Source organism: Microbacterium sp. ISL-103 (genome assembly GCF_018613995.1).
Lineage (GTDB): Bacteria > Actinomycetota > Actinomycetes > Actinomycetales > Microbacteriaceae > Microbacterium.
The window spans coordinates 1-8,824 of sequence record NZ_JAGGPD010000268.1 but is presented as its reverse complement, the minus strand read 5'-3'; the positions used below and the strand labels follow the sequence as shown (position 1 = coordinate 8,824).

9 protein-coding genes and 1 pseudogene are annotated in these 8,824 nt (G+C 68.2%); 4 read left to right on the top strand and 6 right to left on the bottom strand.

The annotated features are described in order from the left end of the window. A pseudogene (locus tag J7E68_RS10705) lies at positions 1–226 on the top strand (YcxB family protein); the annotation flags it as partial. Positions 227–288: 62 nt separating this feature from the next. Here the strand turns inward: J7E68_RS10705 and J7E68_RS10700 are convergent. Beyond that, the gene (locus J7E68_RS10700; protein WP_215172438.1) at positions 289–675 is read right to left on the bottom strand and encodes a twin-arginine translocase TatA/TatE family subunit; all 387 of its coding nucleotides are present in this window, start codon (positions 673–675) and stop codon (positions 289–291) included. An 89-nt stretch (positions 676–764) separates the two neighbouring features. On the opposite strand from J7E68_RS10700, the gene J7E68_RS10695 reads away from it, so the two are divergent. Continuing rightward, positions 765–1,400: a class I SAM-dependent methyltransferase gene (locus J7E68_RS10695; RefSeq protein ID WP_215172436.1), complete on the top strand. Its 636-nt coding sequence runs from the start codon at positions 765–767 to the stop codon at positions 1,398–1,400. 90 nt (positions 1,401–1,490) lie between these two features. On the opposite strand, the gene J7E68_RS10690 is transcribed toward J7E68_RS10695, so the two are convergent. The 3 genes from J7E68_RS10690 to dapE form a co-directional block, all read right to left on the bottom strand. Continuing rightward, positions 1,491–1,664: a DUF3117 domain-containing protein gene (locus J7E68_RS10690; RefSeq protein WP_017203323.1), complete on the bottom strand. Its 174-nt coding sequence runs from the start codon at positions 1,662–1,664 to the stop codon at positions 1,491–1,493. Between the two features lie 96 nt (positions 1,665–1,760). After that, complete coding sequence (locus J7E68_RS10685; protein ID WP_215172434.1) at positions 1,761–2,978, bottom strand: hypothetical protein; 1,218 nt, start codon at positions 2,976–2,978, stop codon at positions 1,761–1,763. Then, complete coding sequence (dapE, locus tag J7E68_RS10680) at positions 2,960–4,033, bottom strand: succinyl-diaminopimelate desuccinylase (protein ID WP_215172432.1); 1,074 nt, start codon at positions 4,031–4,033, stop codon at positions 2,960–2,962. The genes J7E68_RS10685 and dapE overlap by 19 nt, the downstream gene beginning before the upstream one ends. Positions 4,034–4,097: 64 nt before the next feature. On the opposite strand from dapE, the gene dapD reads away from it, so the two are divergent. Together dapD and J7E68_RS10670 are read left to right on the top strand one after the other, a co-directional pair. Then, positions 4,098–5,051, top strand: a complete 954-nt coding sequence (gene dapD, locus J7E68_RS10675; RefSeq protein ID WP_215172430.1) for a 2,3,4,5-tetrahydropyridine-2,6-dicarboxylate N-succinyltransferase — start codon at positions 4,098–4,100, stop codon at positions 5,049–5,051. 227 nt (positions 5,052–5,278) lie between these two features. Then, a complete protein-coding gene (locus tag J7E68_RS10670) occupies positions 5,279–6,670 on the top strand; it encodes a DEAD/DEAH box helicase (RefSeq protein ID WP_251048887.1) in 1,392 nt (463 codons plus the stop codon). Between the two features lie 113 nt (positions 6,671–6,783). Here J7E68_RS10670 and J7E68_RS10665 read toward each other — a convergent pair whose 3' ends face one another. Further along, positions 6,784–7,254 carry an SRPBCC family protein gene (locus J7E68_RS10665; protein ID WP_215172429.1) on the bottom strand — a complete coding sequence of 157 codons (471 nt, stop codon included), beginning with the start codon at positions 7,252–7,254 and terminating at the stop codon, positions 6,784–6,786. A gap of 11 nt (positions 7,255–7,265) precedes the next feature. Beyond that, positions 7,266–8,585: a citrate synthase gene (locus J7E68_RS10660; protein ID WP_251048886.1), complete on the bottom strand. Its 1,320-nt coding sequence runs from the start codon at positions 8,583–8,585 to the stop codon at positions 7,266–7,268. Positions 8,586–8,824: the final 239 nt, after the last annotated feature.

Below are 8,824 nucleotides of genomic sequence, written 5' to 3'. Positions count from 1 at the left end.
CGCCACCCCCCCCGGCACCGCGGTATGGGGGCGACTCGGAGAGACGGCGCTGCACATCGGCGCCGGCACCCGCTCATCGGACATCGACTACCGCACGTTCCAGAGCGTTCGCGTCGGCAAGGATGCCGTGCTGCTGAAGCTCCGCGGCGCCTCCGCGATCACGGCCGTCCCCCGCGCGCTGCTGACCGACGACGACATCACGCAGCTGCGCGCCCACATCGGCTGAAGACTCGGCGCGATGCCATCCGCACCTGTGGCTGCGTCAGGTGGCTGAGCCAGGTGGCTTCGTCAGGTGGCTTCGCGATCGTACGGCGGCGGACTCGACAGCGAGAAGTCGGGGCGCACTGTCGGCGTGTGAACGGGCTTGACCGTCGGCTCTGCGACGACGGTCTCCGTGCGCGCCGGTGCCGCTGCGCCGTCGTCTTCGAAGAGGGCATCTCGGATGATGCGTCGAGGGTCGTACTGCCGCGGGTCGAGCTTGCGCCAATCGACGTCGTCGATCTCGGGCCCCATCTCGTCGCGTACGCGGCTCTTGGTGTCGCGCAGGAACTCGCCGGCACGCCGAGCGAGCTTGCCGACGCTCTCCGCGTAGCGGGGCAGCCGCTCCGGTCCGATGAGCAGCACAGCGATCAGACCGATGAGCAGCAGCTTCTCGAAGGTGATCCCGAACTGCATCTGTCCAGGCTACCGCCGCGCCTGCCGTTGTGCCGCGCACCGAGCGCATACCCTGGGAGAACACATATCTCAGTCGGGAGACACAGGCAATGAGCGAGAACGATGCGAACGCACGTTTCATCCGCGAATCCATCACGGAGCCGTCGCCGATCGCCCGCGCCCGAGCGCACGCCGTCGAGCTCGGCGCGTCGCCGATCAGCGCGGCCGTCGGCTCGCAGATCGCCGTGCTGGCCGCAGCCACCGGCGCACGCTCAATGGTCGAGATCGGCACCGGAGCGGGCGTCTCGGGGCTCTGGCTGCTGCGGGGCGCACCGCAGGCTGTGCTCACCTCGATCGACAACGAACCCGAGCACCTGGCCGCAGCGCGCCAGGCGTTCTCCGATGCACGCATCCCGGTGACCAAGGCACGCTTCATCACCGGTCGTGCCGCCGACGTGCTGCCTCGCATGAACGAGGCGTCGTACGACATCGTGCTCGTCGACGCGGATCCCGAGAACGTCATCGACTACGTCGAGCACGGCCTCCGCCTCGTGCGCACGGGCGGGATGGTGCTGGTGCCTCGGATCCTCGGTGGCGGCCGCGTCGCCGACCCGGTTCAGCGCGACGAGGTCACCTCGGCCTATCGCTCACTCGTGCAGGAGACCCAGGAATCCTCGGCCGTGCTCGCCACGGTCTCCACCTCCGGTGAGGGCCTTCTGCAGCTCATCAGCGTCGGCGAGGCCTGAGCACACACCCCCGCTACGGAAAAGAAGAGGGCGACGGATCGATGATCCGTCGCCCTCTTCGTGAATCCGCGTGCGCGAATTCGAGTTCGATCAGGCGGGAGCCACGACGGCTGCCAGCACGTCGTGAAGTTCCTTCGCCTCTGCGTCGTTCACGGAGACGACCAAACGGCCGCCGCCTTCGAGCGGGACGCGCACGATGATGAGTCGCCCTTCTTTCACGGCCTCCATGGGTCCGTCTCCGGTCCTCGGCTTCATCGCTGCCATCGTGGGCTCCTTTTCCTCCGGTGGTATGACATCAGTTTATCGGGTGTTACCCGAACCTGGATGTCCCCTATGAAGAAATGCATCAAGCCTTAACATTCACGGCACCTGCCAGAAGGTGTTCCCGAGGGCGTAGACGTGGTAGATCCAGAGCCACTGGCCCACCAGACAGACGGCCAGAACGCCCACTCGCCAGAGGCGCGACCGTGGCACCGCGAGCGCTCCCCAGGCCGGGCTCAGAGGCAGCAGCAGCCGGAACGTGCTGGACTGCGGGAAGAAGACCGCGAGCAGATAGAGCAGGTAGCTCGCGCTCCACAGCCGCAGATCCGGACCGAGCGCGCGCACCTGCGGAAGGTAGATCAGCGCGGCGCCCGCCCCCACCACGAGGAGGGCGAGCACGACCGGCCCCCAGGATGTCGGAAGCCCCCACTGCGCGAACCAGAATTGTGACGCCTGGACCCATCCCTCGAAGGGGATGAAGCCCTCGACCCCGCCGACGAGCCAGTTCCGGCGCCAGGAGAGCTCTTTCGCGAGGTAGGCCCCCGGGTCTCCGGTCACGATGCCGGCGATCACCTGCCAGGAGAATCCGGCGATGGTCGCCAGCGCACCGAGCGTGACGATGTGCACGACCTCTCGTGTCGCAAGCGGGTCCTCACGCCGCTTCCACCAGCGGAGGACGCCGTGCAGACCGAGATACAGAGCGAACGCGAGAATGCCCGGACGGGTGAACGCCATCACCGGGATCAGCAGATAGAGCCACGTGTATCGACGACGCACTGTGGCGTCGAGTGCGAGGAAGAGCAGGAGGAGGAAGAGAGTCTCGGCGTAGCCGACCTGGAACATCGCCGCGATCGGCCCCGACGCGAAGAAGACGACCGACCACATCGCCGCCTGCTGCCCGATGCGGTCGCGCAGCAGGCGGTGCAGTGCGACGCACGCGAAGTACCCGGCGACGAAGGACAGCAGGAAGGCGCCTATCCCCCACGACCCGAACAGGAAGCCGATGCCCTTGGCCGCGAACGCGAACACGGGCATGAACGCCCAGGCGTTCTCGGCCACCTCGCCGGACTCGGTGAGCGGCAGATCGGACGGGTATCCCTCCTCCGCCACGAGCCAGTACCACTGCGCGTCCCAGGCGACGATGAAGTCGGCGAGGCCGGGATCCGCGCCGAATCGCGACAGCGACGTCGACTGCACTGCCGCCGCGATCATCAGCGCGGTCGTCACCGCACGCGCGGCCAGGTAGACCAGCGCGATCCGCAACGGGAGCGGAGCGCCCGCCCAACGACGGGTGAGCGTCAGCGCGAACTGAGCCATGCGCGCAGTCCTCGCTCGACCGCGTCGATCTGCGCGAGGGGCACCCGCTCCTCATCGTGGTGCGCGAGGTGCGGGTCTCCCGGTCCGTAGTTCACGGCGGGGATGCCGAGGGCTGAGAACCGCGCCACGTCGGTCCAGCCGTACTTCGGGCGGGGCTCGGCGCCGACCGCGGCGACGAACTCCTGTGCGATCGGTGCGTCGAGGCCGGGTCGTGCGCCCTCTGCGGCATCTGTGATCTCGACGTCGAAGCCTGCAAGGAGGTTGCGGATGTGCGCTTCCGCATCCGCGGCCGACTTGCTCGGAGCGAAGCGGTAGTTCACCTCGACCTCGCACGCGTCGGGAATCACGTTGCCTGCGACACCTCCGGTGATCCGGACGGCGCTCATGCTCTCGCGATACAGCAGCCCGTCGACGGGCACCTCTCTGGCTCGGTACTCGGCCAGTCGCGCCAGAATCGGGGCCGCGCGGTGAATGGCGTTCTCGCCGATCCAGGCGCGGGCAGCATGCGCGCGGACGCCCGCGGTGCGCACGATCGCCCGCATCGTGCCGTTGCATCCGCCCTCGACCTGACCGTTGGACGGTTCACCCAGAATCGCGAAATCGGCCTGGAACAGATCCGGACGCACGGCGGCGAGCAGGGCGAGTCCGTTCTTCGACGCTTCGACCTCTTCGTTGTCGTACCACATCCAGGTGATGTCGACGGAGGGCTCCGTGAGCTCCGCGGCGAGCTTCAGCTGCACGGCCGTGCCGCTCTTCATGTCGACGGTTCCGCGACCCCAGAGGTGGGGCACGCCGTCGACCTCGACGTCCCTGGTCGGGACGTTGTCGTTGATCGGCACGGTGTCGATGTGTCCGGCGATCGCCACCCGCTGCGGACGACCGAGGTTGGTGCGGGCGACGATCGTGTTGCCGTGACGGATCACCTCGAGGTGGGAGTATGCCGAGATCGACTCCTCTATGGCATCCGCGAGTGTCTTCTCGTCTCCTGACACGCTCGGGATGTCGCAGATCGCACGGGTCAGGTCGACAGAGGACGCGGTCAGATCGAGCAGCATTCCCCCAGCCTACTTACCCGTCATCTGTGCCATCGCTCCGCCCGCCTCGCGATACCGTGGAGACATGACTGAGGCGCGCACCGTATGGGGTACCGGACTTTCGACGATCGCCGGCGACGGCACGGTTCTGGACGCCTGGTTCCCCGAGGTGAGCACCAGCGCCCCGACGCCGGGCGATGCGGCTGCAGCACTCGCGACGATGGACGCGCTCGTCGGCCCCGATGAGCGCCGCAATGTGCGCGTCGAGGCGGTTCAGCTGCACATCGACCTGGATGCCGCGCCCGCATCGACCGTCGATGCCTACCTGCGCCTGCACGCGCTGTCGCACCTCGTGGTGCGGCCGAACGAGCTCAACCTCGACGGGATCTTCGCGCATCTGCCGAACGTGGCATGGACCAATGCCGGGCCCGTGCACCCCGACGACGCCGCCCGACTGCGGCCGCTGCTGCAGCGCGCCGGCATCCAGGTGCAGGGTCTCGACAAGTTCCCCCGGCTCACCGACTATGTGCAGCCGGCCGGTGTGCGCATCGCCGACGCGTCGCGCGTGCGCCTGGGAGCGCACCTCTCCCCCGGCACGACGGTCATGCACGAGGGCTTCGTGAACTTCAACGCCGGAACGCTCGGCTCGTCGATGGTCGAAGGACGCATCTCGCAGGGCGTCGTCGTCGGTGACGGCAGCGACATCGGCGGCGGTTCGTCGATCATGGGCACGCTCTCGGGCGGCGGGTCCCACCGCGTCTCGATCGGGGCACGCACGCTGCTGGGCGCCAACGCCGGGATCGGCATCTCGCTCGGCGACGACTGCGTCGTGGAAGCGGGACTCTATGTCACCGCAGGCACCAAGATCGTGCTCGTCGACGGTCCGGCGACAGCCGACGGCGGCAGGAAGTCGGTCAAGGGCGCCGAGCTCTCAGGCCAGGACGGTCTGCTGTTCCGTCGCAACTCGCTCAGCGGCGCAGTCGAAGCGGTGCGTCGCGCCGGCGTCGGCGTCACGCTGAACGAAGCCCTCCACGCCTGACCCCGCGACGCGCGGCGTGGACCGCGTCTCAGCCTTCTCCCGTGGACGCGTGATAGTGTCGGGCTGACGCTCCTCGCGATGCGAGACGTCTGCGTCGTCGACACGCTCCCGCGCCACTTGCTTGGTTCTGGCCATTTCGAACGGCGAAACGATGCGCGATCCCGCGCCGTCGCCCACCTTCCCGCACCCGGCCCGTCGGTTCGTGCGTGCATTCTCGGAGATACTTCATGACTTCCTTCCTCGATCTCGGCGTGCCCGCCGACCTCGCCGCCGTCCTCGCCAAGGACGGTAAGACCGAGGCGTTCGCGATTCAGCGCGACACGCTTCCCGATTCCCTCGGCGGACGCGACCTTCTCGGCCGCGGCCGCACCGGCAGCGGCAAGACGATCGCGTTCGCGCTCCCCCTCGTCGCCCGACTCTCCGCATCTTCGCGCTCGAGCCGCCCCGGTCACCCTCGTGGCCTGGTGCTCGCTCCCACCCGCGAACTCGCCACGCAGATCGCGGCGACGATCGCCCCGCTCGCGGAGGCCAAGGGCCTGCGCGTCACCACCGTCTTCGGTGGAGTCAGCCAGCGTCCGCAGGAGCAGGCGATGCGCAGCGGCGTCGACATCGTCGTCGCGTGCCCCGGCCGTCTCGAAGACCTGATGAAGCAGCGGGTCGTGCAGCTCGACGCCGTCGAGGTCACCGTGCTCGACGAGGCCGACCACATGGCCGACCTCGGCTTCCTCCCCGGCGTCACCCGCATCCTGACCGCGACGCCGGCCGGTGGCCAGCGTCTGCTCTTCAGCGCGACTCTCGACCGAGGCATCGACACCCTCGCCCGCCGCTTCCTCTCGAACGCGGTCAGCCACGAAGTGGATGAAGAGAGCGTGCCCGTGGGCGAGATGACGCACCGCGTGCTCGTCGTCGACTCGACCGACAACAAGACCACCCTGGTGCGCGAGCTCGCGTCCGGTACCGGCCGTCGGATCCTCTTCACCCGCACCAAGCACCAGGCGAAGAAGCTCGCCAAGCAGCTCACCGCCGCCGGGATCCCCGCCGTCGACCTGCACGGAAACCTCTCGCAGAACGCTCGTGAGCGCAACCTCGGCGCCTTCTCGTCCGATCCCGCAGACGGCGGCGTGCGCGTCCTCGTAGCCACCGATGTCGCGGCCCGTGGTGTGCACGTCGACAACGTCGACCTCGTCGTCCACGTCGACCCGCCCATGGAGCACAAGGCGTACCTGCACCGTTCCGGTCGCACCGCACGCGCCGGCGCCGCGGGCACGGTTGTCACGGTCGTCCTGCCCGAGCAGCGTCGTGATGTGAAGGATCTCCTGCGCAAGGCAGCGATCTCGGCAGCGCTCGAAGATGTGACCTCGGCTGCGGTGACCGAGCTGGTTCCCGAGCGGGCACCGCACGTCCGCCCGGCACCGGTCCAGGCACAGCCCCAGCGTCAGTCGGCGAAGCAGCGTCCGGCCGGCGGAGAGCGCAACTCCGCCGCCAACCCGCCCTCGCGTCGCAGCCGCCGCCCCCGTCCCGCTCAGGGCGGCCAGGGCGCGCAGGCCGGATCCCGTCAGGGCGGTCAGTCACGCGCCGGCGGCCAGGGTGGCCGCGGTCGCGGATCGCAGGGTCGCTGACCCTCGGGTCGCCGACCACGACACGTCAGAGGCGGGTGCGCCGATGCTCAGGCATCGGCGCACCCGCCTCTTCGTCTGCCCCGTCGACGGCGAGCCGCCCGCATCCGCTGCCCTCAGCGGCGCACTGCCGCCAGCACCTCGGCGTCAGAGCATCCGCGGACGAAGCCGGCGAGGCGTCGCCGGATCTCGTGCCCGAGCACCCGCGCACCGATCCATTCGGCGATCGGCGCGAGCCATGCAGGTCGGCATGAGAAGTTGTACTTCCACACCGCCAACGTGCCGCCGGGGGCTTCCGTGAACCGCCAGCCGCCCCCGAGTTTGGTGAAGAACCACGGCCCTCGCTCCATCACCATGCCGACGTTGGTCGGCGGAGCGTACGAGACGTAGCGACTCACCATCGACAGGCCGAGGCGCTGCCGGGTGAAGGTGCGCACACCTTTTGCTGCGGCATCCGCTCCGTCGAGGAAGTGCTGCTCGGAGATGAACGGATCCCAGCGCCGTCGGATCGCCCCGGTCGTCTGCGACACCGCGAAGGCCGTCGCAGGGTCCACCGGCACGACCGCCTCCGCGCTGACGACAGGCATCGCGGGTCGGCTCAGCGCGTCTGGAAGGTGCGCTCGGGCGAGCCTGTGTAGAGCTGCTGCGGGCGGCCGATCTTCGTCTGCGGGTCGAGCTGCAGCTCGCGCCACTGGGCGAGCCAGCCGGGCAGACGTCCGATGGCGAACAGCACCGTGAACATGCGCGTCGGGAAGCCCATCGCCTTGTAGATCACGCCGGTGTAGAAGTCGACGTTCGGGTAGAGGCGACGTTCCTTGAAGTAGTCGTCCGCGAGGGCGATCTCTTCGAGCTCCTGCGCGAGGTCGAGCAGGGGGTCGGTGACGCCGAGCTCTGCGAGAACCTCGCGAGCGGCCTCCTTGACGAGCTTGGCGCGCGGGTCGTAGTTCTTGTAGACCCGGTGCCCGAAGCCCATCAGCTTCACGCCCTCTTCCTTGTTCTTCACCCGCTCGACGAAGCGCGAGACGCTCTGACCCGAGTCGCGGATCTGACCGAGCATGGTGAGCACTGCTTCGTTCGCTCCACCGTGCAGCGGGCCTGAGAGCGCCTGGATGCCTGCCGAGATCGAGGCGAACTGGTTCGCGCCCGTCGATCCGACCAGGCGCACCGTCGACGTCGACGCGTTCTGCTCGTGGTCTTCGTGCAGGATGAGCAGCAGCTCGAGCGCCTTCGACATGACCGGGTTGATCTCGTACGGCTCGGAGAGCACCCCGAAGTTGAGCTTCAGGAAGTTCTCGACGAAGCCGAGCGAGTTGTCGGGATAGAGGAACGCCTGACCCACGCTCTTCTTGTGCGCGTACGCGGCGATCACAGGCAGCTTCGCGAGCATGCGGATCGTGTTGAGCTCGACATGCTCGGGGTTGTGGGGGTCGGTCTGACCCTCGTAGTACGTCGACAGCGCGGCCACCGCAGACGACAGCACGGACATCGGGTGCGCGGTATGCGGCAGCGCCGAGAAGAAGCGCTTGAGGTCTTCGTGCAGCAGCGTGTGCCGACGGATCTTCTCGTCGAACTCCGCGAGCTCGGCGGCCGACGGCAGCTCGCCGTAGATCAGCAGCCAGGCGACTTCGAGATAGCTGGTCGTTCCTGCCAGCTGCTCGATCGGGTAGCCGCGGTACCGCAGGATGCCCTGGTCACCGTCGATGAACGTGATCTCGGACTTCGTCGACGCCGTGTTGACGAAACCGTAGTCGAGACCCGTGTAGCCGGTCTGGCGGGTCAGCGTCGACAGGTCGATGCTGTCGTGCCCGGCCGTGCCGCGCACGATCGGGAATTCTGCGGTGGTCTCACCGATCGTCAGCTTGGCCGTCGCCTGCTGCTCTGCCGCTGCGCTCACGCAGGCCTCCTCGTGGATCTTCATCAAAGCCGGATGTGGCGATGTCACGGCGCTGTGCGCCAGGCCTGCTCGAGATCATCGATACACGACCGAATCGCCTTTACAGCCTAGTAGGCACACCGGCCTACTGTGACATCCGACACAAGAACTGCAGACCTGAGGCGGTAACCTACATGGCCTGTTCGTTCAGGCGCCGTGGGCCCTCGGAGATCCGCTCGGTCGGGGCCGTCAGAGCCAGCCGCACGTGCTGGCCCGAGGCCGCC